Origin of the sequence: Phycicoccus sp. M110.8, from assembly GCF_032464895.1 — a bacterium.
GTDB lineage: Bacteria > Actinomycetota > Actinomycetes > Actinomycetales > Dermatophilaceae > Pedococcus.
The window spans coordinates 194202-216811 of record NZ_JAWDIC010000005.1; the positions used below are offsets into that span (position 1 = coordinate 194202).

21 protein-coding genes are annotated in these 22610 nt (G+C 74.6%); 9 read left to right on the forward strand and 12 right to left on the reverse strand.

From position 1 onward, the window contains the following. Nucleotides 1–60: 60 nt before the first annotated feature. The 5 genes from secG (at nucleotide 61) to RKE38_RS19265 (ending at nucleotide 4189) form a co-directional block, all read left to right on the forward strand. The gene (secG, locus tag RKE38_RS19245; RefSeq protein WP_310157196.1) at nucleotides 61–306 is read left to right on the forward strand and encodes a preprotein translocase subunit SecG; all 246 of its coding nucleotides are present in this window, start codon (nucleotides 61–63) and stop codon (nucleotides 304–306) included. Between the two features lie 19 nt (nucleotides 307–325). Continuing rightward, entirely contained in the window at nucleotides 326–676 is a 351-nt protein-coding gene (locus RKE38_RS19250; RefSeq protein WP_316009085.1) for an RNA polymerase-binding protein RbpA, read from the forward strand. A 215-nt stretch (nucleotides 677–891) separates the two neighbouring features. Next, nucleotides 892–1971, forward strand: coding sequence for an acyl-CoA dehydrogenase (locus RKE38_RS19255; protein WP_316009086.1), 1080 nt, complete (start codon nucleotides 892–894; stop codon nucleotides 1969–1971). Beyond that, the gene (locus RKE38_RS19260) at nucleotides 1968–3371 is read left to right on the forward strand and encodes a bifunctional PIG-L family deacetylase/class I SAM-dependent methyltransferase (protein ID WP_316009087.1); all 1404 of its coding nucleotides are present in this window, start codon (nucleotides 1968–1970) and stop codon (nucleotides 3369–3371) included. The genes RKE38_RS19255 and RKE38_RS19260 overlap by 4 nt, the downstream gene beginning before the upstream one ends. A gap of 65 nt (nucleotides 3372–3436) precedes the next feature. Continuing rightward, nucleotides 3437–4189 carry a glycosyltransferase gene (locus RKE38_RS19265; protein ID WP_316009088.1) on the forward strand — a complete coding sequence of 251 codons (753 nt, stop codon included), beginning with the start codon at nucleotides 3437–3439 and terminating at the stop codon, nucleotides 4187–4189. Between the two features lie 21 nt (nucleotides 4190–4210). On the opposite strand, the gene pgl is transcribed toward RKE38_RS19265, so the two are convergent. The 6 genes from pgl to tkt are packed head-to-tail and all read right to left on the reverse strand — an operon-like array spanning nucleotide 4211 to nucleotide 12770. Further along, complete coding sequence (gene pgl, locus RKE38_RS19270; protein ID WP_316009089.1) at nucleotides 4211–4954, reverse strand: 6-phosphogluconolactonase; 744 nt, start codon at nucleotides 4952–4954, stop codon at nucleotides 4211–4213. Continuing rightward, on the reverse strand, nucleotides 4951–6204 hold the full coding sequence (gene opcA, locus RKE38_RS19275; protein WP_316009090.1) for a glucose-6-phosphate dehydrogenase assembly protein OpcA: 1254 nt from the start codon (nucleotides 6202–6204) through the stop codon (nucleotides 4951–4953). Before opcA ends, pgl begins: the two co-directional genes overlap by 4 nt. Further along, nucleotides 6201–7745: a glucose-6-phosphate dehydrogenase gene (gene zwf, locus RKE38_RS19280; RefSeq protein ID WP_310157181.1), complete on the reverse strand. Its 1545-nt coding sequence runs from the start codon at nucleotides 7743–7745 to the stop codon at nucleotides 6201–6203. Before zwf ends, opcA begins: the two co-directional genes overlap by 4 nt. Beyond that, complete coding sequence (locus RKE38_RS19285) at nucleotides 7742–9400, reverse strand: glucose-6-phosphate isomerase (RefSeq protein ID WP_316009091.1); 1659 nt, start codon at nucleotides 9398–9400, stop codon at nucleotides 7742–7744. Before RKE38_RS19285 ends, zwf begins: the two co-directional genes overlap by 4 nt. Continuing rightward, a complete protein-coding gene (tal, locus tag RKE38_RS19290; protein ID WP_316009092.1) occupies nucleotides 9397–10596 on the reverse strand; it encodes a transaldolase in 1200 nt (399 codons plus the stop codon). The genes RKE38_RS19285 and tal overlap by 4 nt, the downstream gene beginning before the upstream one ends. Nucleotides 10597–10601: 5 nt before the next feature. Next, complete coding sequence (tkt, locus tag RKE38_RS19295; RefSeq protein ID WP_410055488.1) at nucleotides 10602–12770, reverse strand: transketolase; 2169 nt, start codon at nucleotides 12768–12770, stop codon at nucleotides 10602–10604. A 174-nt stretch (nucleotides 12771–12944) separates the two neighbouring features. On the opposite strand from tkt, the gene RKE38_RS19300 reads away from it, so the two are divergent. Continuing rightward, nucleotides 12945–13895, forward strand: coding sequence for a heme o synthase (locus RKE38_RS19300; RefSeq protein ID WP_410055489.1), 951 nt, complete (start codon nucleotides 12945–12947; stop codon nucleotides 13893–13895). Here RKE38_RS19300 and RKE38_RS19305 read toward each other — a convergent pair. The 6 genes from RKE38_RS19305 to RKE38_RS19330 all read right to left on the reverse strand — a co-directional run bounded on the left by RKE38_RS19305 (nucleotide 13882) and on the right by RKE38_RS19330 (nucleotide 18829). Beyond that, on the reverse strand, nucleotides 13882–15189 hold the full coding sequence (locus RKE38_RS19305; protein ID WP_316009093.1) for an MFS transporter: 1308 nt from the start codon (nucleotides 15187–15189) through the stop codon (nucleotides 13882–13884). The genes RKE38_RS19300 and RKE38_RS19305 overlap by 14 nt on opposite strands. After that, a complete protein-coding gene (locus RKE38_RS19310) occupies nucleotides 15186–15782 on the reverse strand; it encodes a winged helix-turn-helix domain-containing protein (RefSeq protein WP_316009094.1) in 597 nt (198 codons plus the stop codon). Before RKE38_RS19310 ends, RKE38_RS19305 begins: the two co-directional genes overlap by 4 nt. Nucleotides 15783–15836: 54 nt before the next feature. Further along, nucleotides 15837–16814: a COX15/CtaA family protein gene (locus tag RKE38_RS19315; RefSeq protein WP_316009095.1), complete on the reverse strand. Its 978-nt coding sequence runs from the start codon at nucleotides 16812–16814 to the stop codon at nucleotides 15837–15839. Nucleotides 16815–16976: 162 nt separating this feature from the next. Then, a complete protein-coding gene (locus RKE38_RS19320) occupies nucleotides 16977–17183 on the reverse strand; it encodes a hypothetical protein (protein WP_316009096.1) in 207 nt (68 codons plus the stop codon). Between the two features lie 156 nt (nucleotides 17184–17339). After that, a complete protein-coding gene (locus RKE38_RS19325; RefSeq protein ID WP_316009097.1) occupies nucleotides 17340–18122 on the reverse strand; it encodes an ABC transporter permease in 783 nt (260 codons plus the stop codon). Then, a complete protein-coding gene (locus tag RKE38_RS19330) occupies nucleotides 18119–18829 on the reverse strand; it encodes an ABC transporter ATP-binding protein (RefSeq protein WP_316009098.1) in 711 nt (236 codons plus the stop codon). The genes RKE38_RS19325 and RKE38_RS19330 overlap by 4 nt, the downstream gene beginning before the upstream one ends. Before the next feature lie 181 nt (nucleotides 18830–19010). Here RKE38_RS19330 and RKE38_RS19335 point away from each other — a divergent pair, with 181 nt between their 5' ends. The 3 genes from RKE38_RS19335 (at nucleotide 19011) to RKE38_RS19345 (ending at nucleotide 22572) form a co-directional block, all read left to right on the forward strand. Beyond that, the gene (locus RKE38_RS19335) at nucleotides 19011–19193 is read left to right on the forward strand and encodes a hypothetical protein (RefSeq protein WP_316009099.1); all 183 of its coding nucleotides are present in this window, start codon (nucleotides 19011–19013) and stop codon (nucleotides 19191–19193) included. A gap of 164 nt (nucleotides 19194–19357) precedes the next feature. Next, on the forward strand, nucleotides 19358–19549 hold the full coding sequence (locus tag RKE38_RS19340; protein ID WP_316009100.1) for a hypothetical protein: 192 nt from the start codon (nucleotides 19358–19360) through the stop codon (nucleotides 19547–19549). A gap of 53 nt (nucleotides 19550–19602) precedes the next feature. Continuing rightward, nucleotides 19603–22572, forward strand: coding sequence for a helix-turn-helix transcriptional regulator (locus tag RKE38_RS19345; RefSeq protein WP_316009101.1), 2970 nt, complete (start codon nucleotides 19603–19605; stop codon nucleotides 22570–22572). Nucleotides 22573–22610: the final 38 nt, after the last annotated feature.

Consider the following 22610-nt stretch of genomic DNA (forward strand, 5'->3'; position numbering starts at 1 on the left):
CCTGACCGCTGCTGCCGAAACGGCAGCAGGTACTGACGTCGACTCGAAGATGGGTGCTCCGTGGAAGCCGTGCGCATCGGCCTGCAGGTCCTGCTGGTCCTCGGGGGTCTGTTCCTGACCCTCCTGATCCTCCTGCACAAGGGCAAGGGCGGCGGCCTGTCGGACATGTTCGGCGGCGGCATGTCGACCTCGCTGGGCTCCTCGTCGGTGGCCGAGCGCAACCTCGACCGCTTCACGATCGCCGTCGGCATCGTGTGGTTCGCGTGCATCGTGGGCCTCGGTCTCATCGAACGCTTCTCCAGCTGAACCCGGAAGGACTCGACTCATGGCAGGTGGCAACGCAATCCGCGGCAGCCGTGTCGGCGCCGGCCCGATGGGCGAGGCCGAGCGCGGCGAGGCCGCTCCTCGCGTCTTCGTCTCGTACTGGTGCGCCAACGGCCACCAGACCCGGCCGAGCTTCGCCGAGGAGCCGGGCCTCGCGGTCCCGGAGACCTGGGACTGCCCGCGCTGCGGCTTCCCGGCCGGCCAGGACGAGGCCAACCCGCCCGCCCCGCCGAAGGTGGAGCCGTACAAGACGCACCTCGCGTACGTGAAGGAGCGGCGCTCGGACGCCGACGGCAAGGCCATCCTCGAGGAGGCCCTCGCCACGCTGCGTGACCGCAAGCTGATCCAGTAGCGGCCGGCCGCCACGTGCGGCAGACCGCCTCGACGACGCCCCGGGACCACGGTCCCGGGGCGTCGTCGCGTGTGGTGCCCGCGCATCGCCCACACCCGGCCTGACCTGCGTGTTCGTGGCCGGCGTGATGGGGTGGGGTCGTGGCCTCCCCGTCGTCCCCGACCTCCTCGACCTCACCGCGACACGACCCGCCGAGGCGGGACGGGCGGGGCGTCGTGCCCGTACGCCTCACGCCGCCCGGTGCCTCCGACGGCCGCGCCGCGGACGGCCGCGCCGCGGACGGCACGGGCGGGCGCTCGGGGGTGGACGAGCTGCTGGCGCAGGCCGGTGGTGCGGCCGGCGACGTCGAGGCGTCCCTGGACCTGGCCCGCCGCCTCGGGTTTGCTCTGCCCGGCCCCGGCGAGGGGCGCACCACCGAGCTGTGGTCGGTGCTGGCGACCCTCGGTGCCCTGGACCTGACCACCGCCCGGGTGGTCGAGCCCCATTTGGACGCCCTCGCGATCCTGCGCCAGGCGGGCGTGGCCGAAGGCACCGTCCCGGACGGGTCGACGTGGGGTGTCTTCGCAGCCGAAGGACCCGGGGTGCGGCTCTCGGCGTCCCGGGGCGAGGACGGGACATGGCGGCTCGGCGGGGTCAAGCCGTGGTGCTCGCTGGCGGACCGGCTGAGCCACGCCGTCGTGACGGCCCACACCGGTGCAGGATCGCGACGGGCGTTCGCGGTCGAGCTGCGCGGGCCCGGGGTGAGCGGTGAGGGCGGCACGTGGGCCTCCCGCGGGCTGCGCGACGTGAGCAGCCTGGCGACGAGGTACGACGACGTGCCTGCCGTGCCCGTGGGGGAGGACGACTGGTACCTGACCCGTCCCGGCTTCGCCTGGGGCGGGATCGGGGTGGCCGCGTGCTGGTACGGCGGTGCGGTGGGGCTCGCGCGGACGATGCTGACGGCCGCCGGAACCCGGCCGCCGGACCAGGTCGCCCTCATGCACCTCGGCGCCGTCGACGGTGCGCTGCACGCCGCGAGGGCGTCGCTGCACGAGGCGGGCGGGCTGGTCGACGCCGGCGCCGCCTCGGGGGCGCACGGCGCCGTTCTGGCCCTGCGCGTGCGCGGCGTGGTGGCGGAGGCGGTGGAGCGGGTCCTCGCCCACGCGGCGCACGCGCTGGGGCCCGGACCGCTCACGGGGGACGAGGAGCACGCGCGCCGGGTGGCCGACCTGCAGGTGTACGTGCGCCAGCACCACGCCGAGCGGGACCAGGCCGCGCTCGGGAAGGCGCTGGTGGACGGCGAGGGAGCGTCGTGACCGCGTCCGGGCCGTTCCGGGGGGTGGCTCCGGCGTTCGACCACCGGGAGCCGGGGACGGACGAGCAGCAGTGGCTGGCCGCCCCGCAGTGGGCCGACGTGGCTCGCGCCCGGCCCGCGGAGGTGCTCGGGGACGTCGACAACCTCGTCGTGCTGGCCGCCCACCCCGACGACGAGACGCTCGGCTGTGCCGGGCTGGTGTCCGCGGCGTCCGCGGCCGGCGTGCCGGTGACCGTGGTCGTCGCCACGCTGGGGGAGAGCTCGCACCCGGCGTCACGCACGCACACCGCCGGTCAGCTCGCAGCACGGCGCGAGGAGGAGGTCCGGTGCGCGGTCGGGGAGGTCGCTGCCGCTGCGAGGGTCGAGGTGCTGCGGCTCCCGGACGGCCGGCTGGAGGACCACGAGGCGGAGCTGGCCGCTGCCCTGGCACGCGTCGTAAAGGGTTCCGGGACGCTGCTGCTGGCCCCGTGGCGCCACGACGGCCACTGCGACCACGAGGCAGCCGGCCGGGTCGCCGCGGGTGTCGCGGCGAGCGCCGGGGCCAGGCTGCTCGAGTACCCCGTCTGGCTCTGGCACTGGGGCACGCCTGAGGGCGCCCCGTGGGGAGAGGTCCTCGCCGTCGACCTGTCGCCGGAGCACGTGACCGCACGCAGGGCCGCCCTGGGGCTGCACGCCTCCCAGACGGCGCCGCTGTCGGACGAGCCCGGTGACGAGGTCCTGCTCGGGCCGCACGTGCTGGCGCACTTCGACCGGCCGTTCGAGGCCTACCTGCGACACCTCTCCGCGGACGGCCCCGACGACCCCCGTGACGCCGTCTTCGACGGGATGTTCGAGTCCAGCGAGGACCCGTGGGACGTCGACTCGTCGTGGTACGAGCGCCGGAAGCGGGCCGCCACGCTCGCGGCGCCCCTCACCGAACCGCTGGGCCGGGTGCTCGAGGTGGGGTGCTCGACCGGCGTCCTGACCGCCGAGCTCGCGGCCCGAGCCGACTCCGTCCTCGCCCTCGACGTGAGCGCCGAGGCGCTGCGGCGGGCGGGGGAGCGGCTGTCGTCCTGGGGGGACCGGGTCGAGCTGCGGCGCGCCCGGGTGCCCCGCGACTGGCCGGAGGGGACCTTCGACCTCGTCGTGCTGTCGGAGGTCGGCTACTTCTGGACGCCCGAGGACCTCGGCGAGGTGACCCGCCGGCTGCCGGAGGCACTGGCCCCCGGCGGCACGGTCCTGCTGTGCGACTGGAGGCACCCGGTCGACGGGTGGCCGCTCGACGGCGAGGACGTCCACGAGGCGCTGCGTGGGCTGCCCGGCCTCGAGGTGCTGGTGCGGCACGAGGAGCAGGACTTCCTCGTCGAGCTGCTGGGTCCGGCCGGCACGGCCTCGCCCGCGCGACGGGAGGGCAAGGCGTGACCACCCGGCCAGCTAGCCCGGCCCGGCCCGCTCGCGTGGCCCGGCCCGCTCGTCCGTCGCGCGCGGTGGGCCGCGTCGCGGTCGTCGTGCCGGCCCGCGACGAGGAGGAGCTGCTGCCAGCGTGCCTCGACGGCATCGACGCGGCGCGTGACGCGCTGCGCTCCCGGCGCCCCGACGTCGAGGTCGTGGTGGTCGTCGTCCTCGACCGGTGCACCGACGGGACGGCGGCGGTCGTGTCCGCCCATGGGCAGGTGCGAGGCGTGTGGTCCGACACCGGGGCGGTGGGGGCCGCGCGGGCCGCGGGCGTGGCGTTCGCCCTGCAGGACGTCCCCGAGGCCGCACGGTCCGCGACGTGGATCGCCTGCACCGACGCCGACACCACCGTCCCGGCGCACTGGCTCTGGCGCCAGGTCGAGCTCGCCGAGGCAGGGGCGGACCTCGTCACGGGGACCGTCGTGCCCACGGACCTGGGTGGCGGGCTGTTCTCCCGGTGGCGTGCCGGCCACACCCTCGGCGAGGGGCACCCCCATGTGCACGGGGCGAACCTCGGGGTCCGGGCAGACGCGTACCTCGCCGTGGGCGGCTTCCCCGCGGAACCGGTGCACGAGGACGTCCTGCTCGTCGAGGCAGTCCGCGCTGCCGGCCACCCGTGCGTGGCCACGGACACCACCCGCGTGCGGACGTCCGCGCGCCGCACGGGACGCGTCGTGGCCGGCGGGTTCGCGGGCTACCTGAGGAACCTGGCGGCGGAGCTGCCGGCGGTCCGCGCCGGAGACGCGCCGGTCGTCGAACCGGCGCCGGTGCCCGAGCACGGGTGAGCGACGCCGGTCGGGTGGCGGTCAGCCGCGGACGGGCAGCTCCGCGGCCGCGTCGGAGTCGACCAGCCACAGCGTCTCGGCGGAGCCGTGCACCTGGGCCGCGGATGACTCGTCCGGGGCGGCGCCGGCCACGCCGTGGCGCACCGCCTCGGCCTTGTCGGCCCCGGCCACGAGGAACCACACGCGCTCGGAGCGGTTGAGGCACTCGAAGGTGAGGGAGACCCGGTCCGGCGGCGGCTTGGGCGACTCGTGCACGGCGACCGCGATGGCGTCGGTGGTCTGCTGTGCCGGGTGGCCCGGGAACAGGGACGCCACGTGGCCGTCGGGGCCGACCCCCAGGATCATGACGTCGAACTCGCCGGCACCGGTGGCGCGCACCGCCGCGGCATACTCCTGCGCGCTCTGCTCGGCCGAGTCGGTGAGGTCAGGACCGGGCACGCGGTGCACCCGCTGCGGGTCCAGGCCGAGGCTGGTGAGCCCGGCGTCGTCGTTCTGGGTGTCATTGCGCTCGGGGTCCCCGGCCGGCAGGTAGCGCTCGTCGCCCCACCAGATCGAGACGGTCGACCAGTCGACCGCGTCACGCGCCGGCAGGGCCGCGAGGGAGGCGATGATGGCCGAGCCCATCGACCCACCGGTGAGCGACACGTGCGGCTCGCGGCCCCGCGACTGGGCGTCGACGAGGGCCGTGACCAGCCTGGCGGCGGAGGCGTCGGCCAGGGCCTGCTTCGACGGGTGGACGACGACGCGCGCCCGCGCCCCGCTCACGAGGCGGCCTCCGAGGAGCTGGTCGCCTTCGCGCCCGCCTTCGCGGCCTTGGTGGTCGCCGTGCCCTTGGCTGCCTTCGTGGTGCGCTTCCCGGCGGCCTTCTTCGCAGCTGGTGCCGCGTCCTCGGAGCGCTCGTCGCGCTTGTCCGCGAGCTTCCGCTCGGCGGCCTTGCGCACCGAGGTGTCGTCGGCCTTGTCCGGGGGCGGGGGAGCGCTGACCATCGTCGCGCTGCCCGCCTTGTGGTTGGCCCGCGCGATGCGCTTGGACTCGCGCTCGGCGTCCTTGACCGAGGGCGCCTCACCCTCGCGGACCGCCTCGGTGGCGGTGACCGACTTGGTGCCGACCCGGGCCAGGCCCTTGCTGATCGTCTCCTCGTAGATCTCGTCGGGGTCGAGGCGGCGGAGCTCGTCGGCGAGGCACTCGGCCGTGGCCCGGCGAGCCAGGGAGATCCGGCGCACCGGCTGGCCCGGCTGGCTCAGCGTCGCGATGACGCCGTCCGGCCGGACGAGGTCCACCGGCCCGCTGCGCCGCTCGAGGCGCACGCTGACCATGCCGCTGCCGGCGCGGGTGCGGGCCCGCTGCACCGGACAGCGCAGCGTCTCCGCCAGCCATGCCGCCAGCAGGTCCGTCGACGGGGAGTCGGAGCCGCCGGTGACCGTGGCCTCCAGCACCGGCTCGAACGGCGGCTGGTCGAGCGCCGCGGCCAGCAGCCCGCGCCACAGGGTGATGCGCGTCCAGGCCAGGTCGGTGTCGCCCTTGGTGTAGGTCTTCGCCCGGCTCTTGAGCGTGGCGCGCGGGTTCTTGGACTCCGCGGCGTCGGTGATCCGGCGCTGCGCCATCGCGCCGATGGGGTCGGCGGCGACGTCGGTGGGGGCGTCCTTGGGCCACCAGGCGACGACGGGGGAGTCGGGGAGCAGGAGGGGGATGACGACGCTGCGACCGTGCTGGGTCAGCGCGCCGTAGAGCCGCAGCACGACGACCTCGCTGGCGCCGGCGTCACCCCCGACGCGGATCTGGGCGTCGATGCGCGACTGTCCGCGCCGGTTGCCGAGGACGACCGCGATGATGCGGCACGGGTGCTGGCGGCTCGCGTCGTTGGCGGCCTCGATGGCCTCCTCGGCGTCCTTCTCGTCCACGACGATGAGCAGCGTCAGGACGCGGCCCAGGGCCATGGCCCCGGTGTCCTGGCGCAGGGCGACCAGCTTCTTGCTGATCGCCACCGTCGTGGTGCTGGGCAGGTCGACGATCAAGGCATCCTCCAGACGCGGCCGTCACGGCTCATCATCTCGTCGGCGCTGGCGGGGCCCCACCCACCGGCGGCGTACGGCTCGACCGGGCCCTTCTGCTTGGCCCAGTAGCGCTCCACCGGGTCGAGGATCTGCCAGGACAGCTCGACCTCCTCGTGGCGGGGGAACAGGGGCGGGTCACCGAGCAGCACGTCGAGGATGAGCCGCTCGTACGCCTCGGGGCTGGACTCGGTGAACGAGCGGCCGTACCCGAAGTCCATCGTGACGTCGCGGACCTCCATCTGCGCGCCCGGCACCTTGGCGCCGAACCGCATGGTGATGCCCTCGTCGGGCTGGACGCGGATGACGATGGCGTTCTGGCCGAGCTCCTCGGTGGCGGTGTGCTCGAAGGGCAGGTGCGGCGCCTTCTTGAACACGACCGCGATCTCCGTCACGCGCTTGCCGAGCCGCTTGCCCGTCCGCAGGTAGAACGGCACGCCCGCCCAGCGGCGCGAGTCGATCTCGAGCTTCATCGCGGCATACGTCTCGGTGCGCGAGGACGACGCCACGCCGTCCTCGTCGAGGTACCCGATGACCTGCTCGCCGCCCTGCCAGCCCGCGGCGTACTGCCCGCGGGCGGTGGCCTTGCCGAGGTCCTCGGGCAGGCGGACCGCCGAGAGGACCTTCTCCTTCTCGGCGCGCAGGTGGTCGGCCTGGAACGACACCGGCTCCTCCATCGCGGTGAGCGCGAGGAGCTGCAGCAGGTGGTTCTGGATGACGTCGCGGGCGGCGCCGATGCCGTCGTAGTACCCCGCGCGGCCACCGATGCCGATGTCCTCGGCCATGGTGATCTGCACGTGGTCGACGAAGTTGGCGTTCCAGACCGGCTCGAACATCTGGTTGGCGAAGCGCAGCGCCAGCAGGTTCTGCACCGTCTCCTTGCCCAGGTAGTGGTCGATCCGGAAGACCGAGTCGGGCGGGAAGACGCTCTCGACGATCTCGTTGAGCTGCCGGGCGCTCTCGAGGTCGTGGCCGAAGGGCTTCTCGATGACGACGCGGCGCCACGAGTCGCCCTCGGGGCGGCTCAGGCCGGAGCGCTCGAGCTGCTCGCAGACCACGGAGAACGACGACGGCGGGATCGACAGGTAGAACGCGAGGTTGCCACCCGTGCCGCGCTCCTCCTCCAGCGACTTGACCGTCTCGGCGAGCAGGTCGAAGGCGTTGGGGTCGTCGAAGGTGCCCGGCACGAACCGGAACCCCTCGGCGAGGTTCCGCCACACGCTCTCGCGGAACGGCGTCCGCGCGTGCTCCTTCACCGCGTCGTAGACGATCTTGCCGAAGTCCTGGTCTGCCCAGTCGCGGCGCGCGAACCCGACGAGCGCGAAGCCCGGCGGGAGCAGGCCGCGGTTGGCCAGGTCGTAGATCGCCGGCATGAGCTTCTTGCGCGCCAGGTCGCCGGTCACGCCGAACAGCACCAGGCCGCTCGGCCCCGCGATCCGGGGCAGCCGCTTGTCGCGCGGGTCGCGCAGCGGGTTCTGCTCCTGCGTCACCCTCGTCGGGCTCATGCGGTCGCCTCTGCGCCGGGGAGGCCACGCAGGACGGCGCTGAGCTGCGTCAGGCCGGCGTCGTGGTCGGTGAGGTGCAGGCGCAGGACCGGTCGGCCGTGCTCGGCGAGGACCTGGGCGTCGCCGGCGGCCTGGGCCGCGACGAAGTCGCCGAAGGAGAACTCGCGACCGGGGACAGCGAGGTCCTCGTGCGGCTCGGTGGTCACCTGCAGGTAGACGCCGGTGGCCGGGCCGCCCTTGTGGAACTGGCCGGTGGAGTGCAGGAACCGCGGGCCCCAGCCGAACGTGGTGGGGCGGCCGGTGTGGCGGGCCAGGACCGGGCGCACCGACGCGAGGTCGGCGTCGGCCAGGCGGTCGAGGTAGGCCATGACCGCCACGTAGCCGCGCTGGGCGTCGAGCTGCCCGAACAGGGCGGCGAGGGCGTCCGGCACGGTGGTCGCGCCGCCGAGCCAGTCCCCGCCGAGGGCGCGGATCTCGATGGCGCCGTCGGTGGCGGCCGGTGCGTCGGCGGAGCCCATGCCCTGGTCGAGCAGGGTGCGGGCGGCCTTCTTGGCGCTCTCGACGTCAGGCTGGTCGAACGGGTCGATGCCGAGCAGGCGGCCGGCGGCCGCGGTCGCGACCTCCCACAGGAGCAGCTGGGCGCCGAGCGGTCCGCTCACCTCGACGGTGGAGTGGTCGGCGTGCACCGGCTCGCCGGGGGAGTCGGAGTCGTCGTCCCCCTCGCCGACGAGGCGCACCACGGTGACGTCGGCTGCCGGCCGGGCGACCTCCGGGTCGTCCTCCCCGCCGACGACGACGGGCAGGATGCCGGTGCCCTGCTTGCCGGTGGACTCGGCGATGAGCTGCTCGGCCCAGTCCGCGAAGCCGACGATGCCCGAGCCTGCGTCGACGAGCACGAGCTTGTCGCGCAGTGGGTCGGTGCCCGCCATCGCCGCGCCGAGGCGCAGGCCGGGGTTGGCGTCGTCGTCGGCGCTGAGCACGTCGGCGACGGCCTCGGCGTCGTCGAGCAGGGACTCGATGTCCACCCCCGCGAGGCCGGACGGGACCAGCCCGAAGGCGGTCAGCGCGGAGTAGCGCCCGCCGACGTTGGGGTCGGCGTTGACGACGCGGTACCCGTCGGCGCGCGACTGCTCGTCGAGCGGGCTGCCCGGGTCGGTCACGACGACGATCCGGGTGGTCGGGTCGATGCCCTTCTCCGAGAAGGCGGCCTGGAAGGCGCGGCGCTGGGAGTCGGTCTCGACGGTGGAGCCGGACTTGCTCGAGACCACCACGACGGTGCGCTCGAGGTCGGTGATCGCGTCGCGGACCATGTCGGGCTGGGAGGAGTCGAGGACGACCAGGTCGACCCCGGCCGTCGCGCAGATCACCTCGGGCGCGAGCGAGGAACCGCCCATGCCGCACAGGACCACCCGGTCGACGCCCTCGGCACGGAGCTGGTCGCGCAGGGCGGCCACCTCACCGACCAGCGGGCGCGACGAGCGCGGCAGGTTGACCCACGACAGCCGGATCGCGGCCTCGGACTCGGCGTCCGGGCCCCAGAGGGTGGCGTCCTGGGCGAACAGGTGGCTGGCGAACTGCGCCTCGACGAGCTCGGGGACCTTCGACGCGATCGCGTCGGCGGCCGCGCCTGAGGCGACGACGCCGAGTGCGCTCACTTGTCGCCCTCGGTGCCGCCCTGGGCGGTCGTGCGGACGTCCTGGTCCGTGCTGTCGTCGGCCTTGCCCTCGGCGTCCACGTCGGCGCGCGCGAGGTCCAGGTCGTGCTGGGCCTCGTCGAGCAGCTCCTGCCAGGACACCTCGAACTTCTCGACGCCCTCGCGCTCCAGCACGTCCGTGACGTCGGTGTAGGAGATCCCGAGCGACTCCAGGTGGTCCAGCAGCTCGCCGGCCTGGGCGTAGGCACCGGTGACCGCGTCGCCGGTGACCTTGCCGTGGTCGATGACGGCCTCGAGGGTCTTCTCCGGCATGGTGTTCACCGTGTTGGGGGCGACCAGCTCGGTGACGTAGAGCGTGTCGGAGTAGTCGGGGTTCTTCACGCCGGTGGAGGCCCACAGCGGGCGCTGCGCGTTGGCGCCGTCGTCCGCGAGGTTCTGCCAGCGCGGGGTCGAGAAGACCTCCTCGTACGCCTGGTACGCCAGCCGTGCGTTCGCCACGCCGGCCTGGCCCTTGAGGGCCTTGGCCTCGTCGGTGCCGATCGCGTCGAGGCGCTTGTCGATCTCGGTGTCGACGCGCGAGACGAAGAACGAGGCGACCGAGTGGATCTGCGACAGGTCCTTGCCGGCCTCGCGGGCCTGCTCCAGGCCGGTGAGGAACGCGTTCATGACCCCGCGGTACCGGTCGAGGGAGAAGATCAGCGTGACGTTGACGCTGATGCCCTCGGCGAGCACCTGCGAGATGGCGGGGAGGCCCTCGACGGTGGCGGGGATCTTGATGAGCACGTTGGGGCGGTCGACGGTGGACCACAGCTCCTTGGCCTGCTCGACCGTCTTGGCGGTCTCGTGGGCCAGGCGCGGGTCGACCTCGATCGAGACGCGGCCGTCCTTGCCGCCGGTGGCGTCGAAGACGGGGCGCAGGATGTCGGCGGCGTTGCGCACGTCGTCGGTGGTCAGGCCGAAGACGGCCTGGTCGACGGTGTCGCCGGCGGCGGCGTGCTTGCGCAGGTCGGCGTCGTAGCGGTCACCCTTGGCGAGGGCGGCCTGGAAGATCGAGGGGTTGGTCGTCACGCCGACCACGCCCTTGGTGTCGATGAGCTCCTGCAGGTTGCCGGTCTCGATCCGGTCCCGCGAGAGGTCGTCCAGCCACACGGAGACGCCGTTGTCGGCGAGGGCCTTCAGTGCTGCGTTCTCGGTCATGGAATTCACTTTCCCTTGACGGTCTTGAGGGACTTCTTGGCGGCGGCGACCACGGTCTCGGGGGTGAACCCGAACTCGCGGAAGAGCGTCGCCGCGTCGGCGGAGGCGCCGAAGTGGTCGATGCCGATGATCTCGCCGGCGTCGCCGACGATCTCGTGCCAGCCCTGGGGGACCCCGGCCTCGACGGACACGCGGGCCCGCACCGCGGCGGGCAGGACCTTCTCGCGGTAGGCGGCGGACTGCTCGTCGAACCACTCGCGGCACGGCATGGAGACCACGCGGGTCCCGATGCCGGACTTCTCGAGCTTCTCGCGGGCGGCGACGGCCAGCTGCACCTCGGAGCCGGTGGCCACGAGGATCACGTCGGGGGTGCCGGTGCTCGCCTCGTACAGGACGTAGCCGCCCTTGGCGACGTTGCTCGCCTTCGCGGCACCGTCGGCGCCGCCGCGCGGGACGACGGGCAGCGGCTGGCGCGAGAGGGCCAGGCCCGCGGGGCGACGGTTCTTGAGGATCGCGACCCAGGCGGCCGCGGTCTCGTTGGCGTCGGCGGGACGGACCACGTCGAAGTCCGGGATCGCCCGCAGCGCCGCGAGGTGCTCGATCGGCTGGTGGGTCGGGCCGTCCTCGCCGAGGCCGATCGAGTCGTGCGTCCAGACGAAGGTGACGGGCGCGCGCTGGATGGCGGCGAGGCGGACGGCCGGGCGCATGTAGTCGGAGAAGACGAGGAACGTGCCGCCGTACGGGCGGGTGAGTCCCTCGAGCGCGATCCCGTTGAGGATCAGGCCCATCCCGAACTCGCGGATCCCGAAGTGCAGCGTGCGGCCGTAGGGGTCGCCGCTCCACTCGCGGGTCTGCTTGGCACGCGGGATGAAGGACGGCTGGCCCTCCATCGTCGTGTTGTTGGACTCGGCGAGGTCGGCCGAGCCGCCCCACAGCTCCGGGACGGCGTCGGCGAGGGCGCCGAGGACCTTGCCGGACGCCGCGCGCGTGGCGACACCCTTGGCGTCCGCCTCCCAGACGGGGAGCTTCTTGTCGAAGCCGGCGGGCAGCTCGTGGGCGACGAGGCGGTCGAGCAGCGTGGCGCGCTCGGGGTTGGCCTTGCGCCACGCGGCATACGACTTGTCCCACGCCTTGCGCGCGGCCTGGCCGCGCTTGCCCACCTTGCGGGTGTGGGCCAGCAGCGACCGCGGCACCTCGAAGGTCTTCTTCGGGTCGAAGCCGAGCAGCTCCTTGGTCGCGGCGATCTCGTCGGCGCCGAGGGCGGAGCCGTGCGACTTGCCGGTGTCCTGCTTGTTCGGGGCCGGCCAGGCGATGATCGTCCGCAGGACGATGAGGGTGGGGCGGCGCGAGGTGCGGCTGCGCTCGAGGGCGCCGTAGAGCTGGTCGACGTTCTCGACGTACCCGCCGCTTGAGCCGTCGCCGCGCCAGTCGATGGTGACGGTGTTCCAGCCGTACGCCTCGTAGCGGGCCGCGACGTCCTCGGAGAAGGAGATCTCGGTCTTGTCCTCGATCGAGATCGTGTTCTGGTCGTAGATGACCGTGAGGTTGCCGAGCTCCTGGTGGCCGGCGAGGGCCGACGCCTCGTGGGTGACGCCTTCCATGATGTCGCCGTCGGAGGCGATGACCCAGACGTGGTGGTCGAACGGGCTCGTGCCCGGGCGGGCCTCGGGGTCGAGCAGGCCCCGCTGGCGGCGCTGCGCGAACGCCATGCCGACGGCGGACGCCAGGCCGGAGCCGAGCGGCCCGGTCGTGATCTCGACGCCGTCGGTGTGGTGGACCTCGGGGTGGCCCGGGGTCTTGGAGCCCCAGGTGCGCAGGGCCTTGAGGTCGTCGAGCTCGAGCCCGTAGCCGGAGAGGTACAGCTGGATGTACTGGGTGAGGCTGGAGTGGCCCGCCGACAGGACGAACCGGTCACGCCCGAGCCAGTGCGGGTCGCTCGGGTCGTGCCGCATCACGTTCTGGTACAGCAGGTATGCCGCGGGCGCGAGGCTCATCGCGGTGCCCGGGTGGCCGTTGCCGACCTTCTGCACGGCGTCCGCAGCGAGGACGCGGGCGGTGTCGACAGCCCGGACGTCGAGGTCGCTCCAGCCCACCTTCCGGGCGACCGGTCGCTTGAGCGACTTGCTCCGGGTGGCCGTGGCCGAGGACTTGGGCGGGCGGGCTGCTGTGGGCACTGAGAGGTCTCCTCACGCTGGGTGCACTGTCGGCTGCACCGGTGGCAACGACAACGGCTCCGAGACTAGTCCCGGGCGTGACGCGCGTCGCATCCAGTCCCGTGGGTCGGGCCGCGCGGGCCCGGGGCTAGACTGGCCGGGCCCGACTGACCTGCTCCACCCGCGAAGGACGCCGTGACCGCAATCGATCCGACCGCCCGGGTCCCCGCGTCCCCGGCGCCGGCGAAGCGCAGCAAGGCAGCCGCGTACCTCGCACTCACCAAGCCCCGCATCATCGAGCTGCTGCTCGTGACGACGGTGCCGGTGATGTTCTTGGCGCACAAGGGAGTTCCGTCCCTGTGGCTCATCGTGGCGACGCTCGTCGGCGGCGCGCTCAGCGCCGGCGCGGCCAACACGTTCAACTGCGTCTACGACCGCGACATCGACGCCGAGATGCACCGCACGAGCAACCGGCCGATGGTCACCGGCGAGGTGTCGCCGCGTGAGGGCCTGGTCTTCGGTGTCGTCCTCACCGTCGTCTCGACGGCGTGGTTCCTCGCCTTCGTCAACGTCCTGTCCGCGGCGCTGAGCCTCGGCGCGATCGTCATGTATGCCGTGGGCTACACGATGCTGCTCAAGCGCCGGACCCGTCAGAACATCGTGTGGGGCGGCGCGGCCGGGTGCATGCCGGTCCTCATCGGCTGGTCGGCGGTCGCCAACTCCGTGTCGTGGTCGGCCGTCATGCTCTTCCTCGTCATCTTCTTCTGGACGCCGCCGCACTACTGGCCGCTGTCGATGAAGTTCAAGGACGACTACGCCGCGGCGCACGTGCCGATGCTGCCGGTCGTCGAGCGCTTCGTCGTCGTGGCGCGGCAGATCGTCGCCTACTCGTGGGCGATGGTCGTGGCCTCCCTGGCGCTGGTGTGGGTCAACCCCATGGGGTGGCTCTACCTCGCGACCGCGGTCGTGACGGGCGGGTTCTTCCTGGCCGAGGCGTACCGCCTCCTGCGCGCCGCCAAGGCCGGTGCCGGCCCCACGGTGCTGAAGCCGATGCGGCTGTTCCACTTCTCGATCAGCTACGTCGCGATCCTCTTCCTCGGCGTGGCCCTCGACCCGCTGTTCTACCTCTCCGTCACCGGCCGCTGACCTCCAGCGGGGCGGTCGCAGCCGGCGTCGGCTCGGGCATGTCCCGCAGCCCCCGCAGCGGGCTCCACCACATGGACAGGCATGCCACCACGTGCACGCCGGCCATCAGGGCGATGGTCTCGCGCAGCCCCAGCGCCGACCCGAGCCAGCCGGCGACGAGGCCGGCGACCGGCATGGTGCCGAGGTTGACCACCTGGGCGGTCGTCACCTGCCGGGCGACCATGTCGGCCGGCACGTAGCGGTTGCGCCAGGCGCCGCGCACGATGTTGCCCGCGACGACGCCGATGCCGACGAGCAGCATGCCCAGCACCATCGCGCCGAGGCGCGGTCCGGGCGCCCCGAGCGGGACGAGCAGGGCGGGCGGCCCGGCGAGCAGCTGCAGGACCATCAGCGTCCGGGCCGAGCCCAGCCGGCGGGACACGGCGGTCGCGACGGCCGCGCCGACGACGCCCCCGAGGGCGCCGACCGCCATGACGACCCCGACCGCGCCCTGGCCGAGGTGGACGTCCCGGACGAGGAAGAGGACGAGCAGCGCGCCGTAGCCGGTGAGGCCGAAGTTGCTGGCGCCGCCCATGAGCGTGAAGAACCGCAGGATGCGGTCGTGCCGGATGTAGTCGATGCCCTCGCGGATCCGGGTCCACAACGAGGCGCCGTCGTCGGGCCCGTCCCCGGCCGGTTCGGTGTCGGGCCGGTCGAGCCGCAGCCGCAGCAGGCAGGCGGCGGAGACGAGGAAGCTGAGCGCGTCGGCGGCCAGCCCCCAGACGGCCGAGAGCAGCTGCGCGAGCAGGCCGCCGAGGCCCGGCCCGGCGACCTGCATCGCCGACTCGGTGCCGAACAGCCGGGCGAAGGCCGACTCCTGCTGCTCGCTCGGGGCCACCTGGCGGACCAGGGACGGGTACGCGGCCCGGAAGAAGACGGTGCACACGCCGTTCGCGAAGGCAGCCGCGGCGAGGTGCGGAAGGGTCAGCACGTCCAGGGCCCAGGCCGCCGGGACACTGGCCAGGGTCAGCGCGGCGACGACGTCGCTGGCGACCATGACGCGCCGGGCCGGCAGCCGGTCCACCCAGGCCCCGGCGGGCAGGCCGACGACGAGCCAGGGCGCCCAGGCGGCGGCCGTCAGCAGCCCCATCCAGCCGGGCCCGGCGTCGAAGCCGACGACCGCGAGCAGGGGCAGCAGGACCGAGGTGGTCGCGTTGCCGAGGACGCTGACGCCCTCGCCGAACCAGAGCAGGCCGAAGTCCCGGTTGCGCGTCAGCGGGGGAGCGGGCGCAACCGGTGCGGGGCGGGCCGTCATGGCTGCGCCGGGAACCCTCGGGCGAACACGAGCACGGGTTCGCGCTCGGCCCCGTCGTCGGGGACCTCGCGGTTCCCCCACCGCATCAGCACGTCGACGATCTCCTCGGCGACCTGCCCCAGCTCCTCCGGGGTGAGGCGCAGCCAGTTCTGCGTGGCGAAGGAGGCGGCGTCCCACTCGGGCACGTCGGGGGCCTGCGCGTTCCACTGCTGCACGCGCTCGAACTGGCGCTGGAGGTGCATGGCCTCTGCCGCGTGGGCCGCGGTCACGGCCGCCGTGTCGTCCGCGAAGTCGGCCCGGGACCAGCGGGTCCCGCTGTCGACGAGCCGCCACCACCGCTCGCGCCGGTCACGCGCGAGCTCCGGCGCCTCCTCGACGAGGCCGGCCTCGGCCAGGACCTTGAGGTGGTGGCTGGCGCTGCCCACGGCCTGCCCGGTGCGCTGCGCGAGGTGCGAGGCCGTCGAGGGCCCGTCGACCTTGAGGGCGTCCATCATGCGCGCCCGGAACGGGTTGGCCATGGCCGAGAGCGCCTTGGCGTCGGTGACGGCCCGGATGCCGGGTCGAGGGTTCCGGGCAGGAGGTGGTGTGGCCATGTGCACAAGAGTAGTTGTGCAAGGACGATTGCACAAGACGTCTTGTGGATATGCTCAGGCCGTCGTGGGCTCCGTCGCGCGCAGGGCGACCACGGCCCGGGTCAGGGCGACGACCAGCAGGGTGGCGAGCAGCATGTGCGCCAGCACGACCCCCCACGGCAGGCCGGTGAAGTACTGCGTGTAGCCGACCACGCCCTGCAGGGCCGTCACACCGAGCACCACCAGCCAGGCCCGTGCCGACGCCGCCTCGGTGCCGGTGAGCCGGGCCGCCAGCCAGACGGCCAGCACGAGCCCCACGAAGAGCATCACCGTGTCGGCGTGCAGCCAGGAGACCGTGCGGGGGTCGAACCCGAACCGGGCGGGCTCGTTCGCGTCGCCCGAGTGCGGCCCGCTGCCGGTCACGACGGTGCCGAGGACGAGCACCACGGCGCCGACGGCGCAGGTGACCCAGCCGAGCCGTTCGACGAGCGGGTGGACCACCAGGGGGCGGCGGCCGGCCGGGGCCGGGCGGCGCGCGACGAGGTAGGCCGCGCTGGCCACGAGCACCATCGAGACGAGGAAGTGCAGCGAGACGGTGATCGGGCTCAGGCCGGTGAGCACCGTGATGCCGCCCAGCACGGCCTGCACGACGACCCCACCCAGGACGAGCAGGGCCGGGACCATGAGCTCGCGTCGCGAGCCACCCCGCTCCCACACGGCATACCAGCGGGTGCGGGTGGGGCCGCTCCAGCGCCACACGGCGTACACGGCCAGCAGCGCGACGATGCCGACCACGCTGGTGAGCGTCCGGTTCCCGAACTCGATGAACCGGTGGTAGCCCTCGGCCTGGTGCGGGACCGGCGTGTAGGAGCCGGGGACGCACTGCGGCCACGTCGGGCACCCCAGCCCGCTGCCCGTGAGCCGGACGAGGCCGCCGGTGACGACGATGAGCACCTCGACCACGAGGTTGAGCAGGAGGATGCGCGGCAGCCACGCCCAACCGGGGGTCGCCAGGGGTGTCGGACGGGGCGGTGCGGGTGCTGCTGTGGCCACCCCACGAGGGTACGGCTCAGGGCCGTCCCCGAGGCCGCTGGGGGTCCGCTCGGGGGTCCACCTGATGGTGCGGGCGCGTCGCGGCTGGCTGACTGGTCCCATGCTGAGGAACGCGTGGCGGGGGAGTGCCGGGTGGATGCTGCTGTTCGCGGCGGTCCACACCTACTGGGGGTTCGGCGGGACGGCGCTGCTGCCGGACGGTGTCTCCGTGCTCGACAGCACGGCGCTGTTCGTCATCGACCTGCTGGCGATCCCGCTGTGCCTGGCCGGTGCGGTCGTGTCCTGGCTGCTGCGGCCCGACCAGCGAGCCGCCAAGCTCGCCTCGCGCTCCTGGCTGCTGTGGCCGGCGACGCTGGGGTACCTCGTCATGCTGGGCCACGTGGCCTCGACCGCCGTCTTCGCGGGCGGGACGAGCGGCGTCCCCGACGGCGTGCGGTGGTCGCTGGGCGTCTACGAGCCGTTCTGGCTCGTGGGCGGTCTCGCCCTGCTCGCGACCGTGACGGCCTTCCGGCGCGCGCTGGGCGCTCAGTCGCTCCAGCGGAAGAGCCGGCGCGTGAGCGCGGTCGCGGCGACCGCCCACACGAGCAGCACCAGCCAGGCGCCGGCGTCGACGCTGCCGTGGACCAGCGCGGCCCGCAGGCCGTCGCCGAGCGCGGCCGACGGGAGCAGGCGCACGACCCCGGCATACCTCCCGGGCAGCTCGGAGCCGGCGACCACGACGCCACCGAGGCCGAGGAAGGCGATCCAGAGCAGGTTGGCGAGGGCGAGCACCCCCTCGGCGCGGACGGTGCCCCCGAGCAGCAGGGCGAGCGCGGCGAACGCCCAGGTGCCCAGCAGCGTGGTGAGCACCGCAGCGGGTATGCCGGCCGGCGCCGGGTGCCAGCCCATGGCCAGGCCCACCCCGCCCACGACGACGACCTGGAGCGCGACGACCGAGAGCACAGCGACGGCCTTGGCGGCGAGCAGGCCGGTGCGCCCGAGCGGGGTGACGCCGAGCAGGCGGAGCACGCCGTAGCGACGGTCGAACCCCGTGGCGATGGCCTGGCCGGTGAACGCGGAGGAGATGACGCACAGCGCCAGCACGCCGGGGACGGCCAGGTCCACGCGCGCGCCACTGCCGAGCGAGACCGCCTTCATGTGCACCACGGCGACCAGGACCGCGACGGGGAGGACCAGCGCGACGAGCAGCTGCTCGCCGTTGCGCAGGAGGCTGCCCGCCTCGAACCGGGCCTGGGCCAGCACCCGCTGCAGCGGCGGGGCGGCCTCGCTGCCCCCGGTGAGGGCCGGGCTGGGTGCGGTGGCGCTCACGCTGCGGCCCTCCGGGTCAGGTCGAAGTAGCGGCGTTCGAGGGTCTCGCCCGCGGCGACCTCGGCGACCGTGCCCTCGGCGACGGTGCGGCCGGCGGCCACGATGACGACGCGGTCGGCGAGCCGCTCGGCCTCCTCGAACGAGTGGGTCGTCAGCACGACGGCGGCGCCGTCGTCGGCGACGGAGCGCACCAGCTCCCAGACGTCGAGGCGTGCGTGGGGGTCCAGCCCGGCGCTGGGCTCGTCGAGGAAGGCGACCTCCGGCCGGCCGACGAGTGCGGCGGCGAGGGCGACGCGCTGGCGCTGGCCGCCCGACAGCCGGCGCACCGAGGTGCCGGCGAAGCCGCCGATGCCCAGCCGCTCGGTGAGCTCGGCGACCGACGCCGGCGCGGCATACATGCGGGCCAGGTGGTCGAGCAGCCGCACCGGTCGCGCCGCGCCGGGCAGCCCGCCGTCCTGGAGCATCACGCCGACCCGGGCACGGTGCGCGGCAGGGGCGTGCCAGGGGTCGGTCCCGAGCACCCGGACCTCGCCGGAGTCGGGACGTCGCAGGCCCTCGCAGCACTCCACGAGGGTGGTCTTGCCGGCGCCGTTGGGGCCCAGGACCGCCGTGACCTGCCCGGACGCGGCGGTCCACGTGGCGCCGTCGAGGGCGCGGACCGAGCCGTATCGCTTGGCGACGGCGGAGACGGAGACGGCGGGGTGCACGACCTCGAGTCTAGGTCGGCCGCGCAGCGGTCCCCGCCCCGGGCGGCGGCGCCGTGACCAGCGCCACGTGAGGCCCCCGCGGACGCAGGACTGGGCATCCGCCCCATGTGGCAGGGGGCCTCAGGGACGGACCGTGGACGACGTCGCCCACCGAGGGCGGCGCCAGCCACAGGAGAGTGCCATGAACCTCAACGCCCACCCCCTCACCGTCGCCGCCGAGCTCGCCTGGAAGCAGGAGTCCTTGGGGCACGCCAACGCCGCCCGCCGGCGCGCCCCGCGTCGCCGCCCCTCCCTCGAGTGGCACCTGCCCTGGCGGCGGCGCCCGGGTCGCGGCCCGGCGCGCCACACGCCTCGTCCGGCCTGAGCCGCGCACCGGGGCGGCGGCGCGTGCCGGGGTCCGGGCCGCCTAAGGCCCCCCTCGGGGGCACCGCCGCAGGGATAAGGCATCCGCCCCATGTGGGGATCCACCTCAGGCGACGAGCGTGGAGCCATCAGCACAGGAGAAGCACCAGAGAAGGAGCAGGAAGCATGAGCACCATCGCAGACCCGATCTTCGTCCAGGCCGAGGTGGCCTACCGCCGCGAGCGCCTGCTGGCCGGCACCGGGACCGGCACCGGTCGCGCCGCCGCGGGCCGTCACCACGCGGGACGCGTCCGTGCGGCCCTGCGGACCGTGCGCACCGGGCACCGGCACGCCCGCACCAGCCCGCGTCCGGCCTGAGCGTGGCCCCGACCGCCCCCGCGGTGTCCGACCGCTCCGACATAATCGGGGTCGTGGGTCTGGACGGTGCCGCCGGGGGAGTGTTCGTGGGGCGCGAGGCGGACGCCGCGCGGCTCGCCGACCTCGTCGGACTCGGGCCGCGTGCCGACGCCTCCGGTCTCGTCCTGCTGTCCGGGGACGCCGGCATCGGCAAGACCCGGCTGCTGGCCGAGGTCGCCGGCCGGGCCCGTGACGCAGGCTGGTCGGTCCTCGTCGGCCACTGCCTCGGCGAGGCCGGCCAGGCCCTGCCCTACCTGCCCTTCAGCGAGATGCTGGGCCGCCTCGAGGTGCACGAGCCCGAGGCCGTCGAGGGCCTCCTGATGTCGCACCCGCACCTGGCCGGGCTCTTCCCGAGCCGCCGGCGCCGCGCCGACGAGCTGACCCCCGGACCGGGACGTGAGGCGATCGACCGCGGCGAGCTCGTCGAGGCCGTGCACGCGGCGCTGGAGGACCTCGCCCGCGTGCGCCCGGTCCTCGTCGTGGTCGAGGACGTCCACTGGGCCGACCAGTCCTCCCGCGACCTGCTGACCCTGCTGTTCACCCGGGGCTTCAGTGGCCCCGTCGCCGTCGTCGCCTCCTACCGCAGTGACGACCTGCACCGGCGCCACCCGCTGCGCGCCACGCTGGCGCACTGGTCGCGGATCGGGGACCTGCACCGGCTCGAGCTCGAGCCGCTGCCCGACTCCGCGGTCCGCGAGCTGGTCCACGGCATCGCCCCGCGGCCCCTCACGGAGGGGCAGGTCCGCGCGGTGGTCGAGCGCGCCGAGGGGAACGCCTTCTTCGTCGAGGAGCTGGTGGCGGCGAGCTCGCTGGGGCACCAGGGCGTCGCCGAGGACCTCTCTCGGCTGCTCCTGGTCCGGTTCGACCAGCTCGGCCCGCACGGCCAGCACGTCGTGCGGATGGCCTCGGCCGCCGGGCGCCAGGTCCACCACCTGCTGCTCGCCGCGGTGGCCGGGCTCGACGAGGCCGAGCTCGACCAGGGCCTGCGCGACGCCGTCGAGCAGCACGTGCTCGTGCCCACCGAGTCCGGCGGTTACGCCTTCCGGCACGCCCTGCTCGCCGAGACGGTGTACGACGACCTGCTGCCCGGGGAGCGCGTCCGCGCCCACGAGCGCTACGCGGCCGCGCTGGGGTCCGACCCCTCGCTCGGCACCTGGGCCGACGTGGCACGCCACGCGGCAGCCGCCGGGGACCGCGAGGTCGCCCTCACCGCCAGCATCAACGCCGGGGACGCGGCGATGTCGGTCGGCGGCCCCGACGAGGCGTGGCGGCACTACCAGCGCGCGCTCGCCCTCATGCCGGACCAGCACCCCGACGCCGACCGCGTCGTGCTGCGCGCCTCCGCGGCCTCGACCGCCCGGGGCCGCGCGCTCAAGGGCCTTGCCCTCCTGCAGGAGCGGCTCGCGAGGAGGACCCCCGAGGCGGGCGCCCTGGGCCGCGCCGAGCTGCTCGCCGCGCTCGCCACCACGGCCCGCCTCACCGAGAGCACCCTCGACACGCTGGCGGCGACCAAGGAGGGGCTGGGCCTGCTTGACGCCCCCGGTCTCGCCGACGACGCCCGGGCGTCCCAGGTCCGGGCCCGGCTCCTCGGCGCCCGGGTGCAGGCGCTCGTCGACCGGGGCCGCGACGAGGAGGCAGTGGGCGCCGCGCGCGAGGCGGTCGAGGCCGCGACCGCCGCGGGCGTGCCCGAGGTGGCCGACGAGGTGCGGGTCGTCGAGGCGCGCGTGCTCGAGCGGGTGGGCGACCCCGACGCCAGCCAGGCGACGCTCGAGCGGATCATCGCGACGGGCGGCGCGGCCGGCGACCCTGCCCTCGTGCGCGCCCTGCACCACCTGGGCTCCCTCCACCACCGGGCCGGTCGCCTGGACCGCGCCGTCGAGGTCTACCGCCAGGGCGCGGAGGCGGGGCGCCGGGCCGGCCTCGGCTGGGCTCCCTACGCCTTCGACGCCCGGCTGCTCGCCGGGGTCGCGGCCTACGAGGCGGGCCTGTGGGCCGAGGCCGACGCCGTCCTCGACACGCGGGAGGAGGACCCGCCCCAGCCCGCCGGCGCACTGCTCGCCGCCGCGCGGCTGTTCCTCGCCGCCGCGCGCGGCGAGCCGGCCGACGCCGGTGCCGTCCGGGCGACCCGCCCGTGGTGGGAGGAGGAGGGCCTCGTCGCGGTCCTCGCCGGCGGTGCGGCCGTGGACCTGTACGGCCACTCCGGTGACCTCGCTGCTGCCGTCGCCGTGCACGACGAGGCGGTCGGGGTCCTCACCGACGTCTGGCACCGGCACTTCCAGGCCCAGACCCGGCTCAGCGCCCTCCTGCTGGGCCAGCTCGCCAGCCACGTCGCCACCGTGCCCACCGCCGAGCGTGGCGAGCTGCTCGCGCGGGGGCGCACCGCCGCCGACGACGCGGAGCAGGTGTGGTCCCGGGTGTCCGAGACGCCCGGCCAGCACGGCCCCGAGGCACAGGCGTGGATCGCCCGGGCCCGCGCCGAGGAGCTCAGGCTGCGCTGGCTGGGTGGCGAGGCGGTGGACAGCGACGCGCTCGTCGCCGCCTGGCGCCACGCGGTCGAGGCGTTCACGGCCTACGGCCACCGCTACGAGACGGCCCGGTCGCAGGCCAGGCTGGGCGCCGCGCTGCAGGCGGTCGGTGACCCGGAGGCGTCCACGGTCCTGCAGGCGGCGCTGGAGACGGCTCGCGACCTCGGCGCGGAGCCGCTGCGGGCCGAGGTCCGCGCAGGTGGGGGAGCGCGCGCCGCGGCCGCCGGCCGGCCCGCAGACCGGCACGGGGAGGCCCTGACGCCGCGCGAGCGCGAGATCCTGGCCCTCGTGGCCCTCGGGCGCAGCAACCGCCAGATCGGCACCCAGCTGTTCATCAGCGCCAAGACCGCGAGCGTCCACGTCTCCAACATCCTGGCCAAGCTCGGCGTGGCCGGCCGTGGCGAGGCCGTGGCCGTCGCGCGCGACCGCGGGCTGCTCGACGAGGCCCCCCACGGGTAAGGGTGGCCTTCCTTTCCCTCTCCCGAGGTAATTACGTA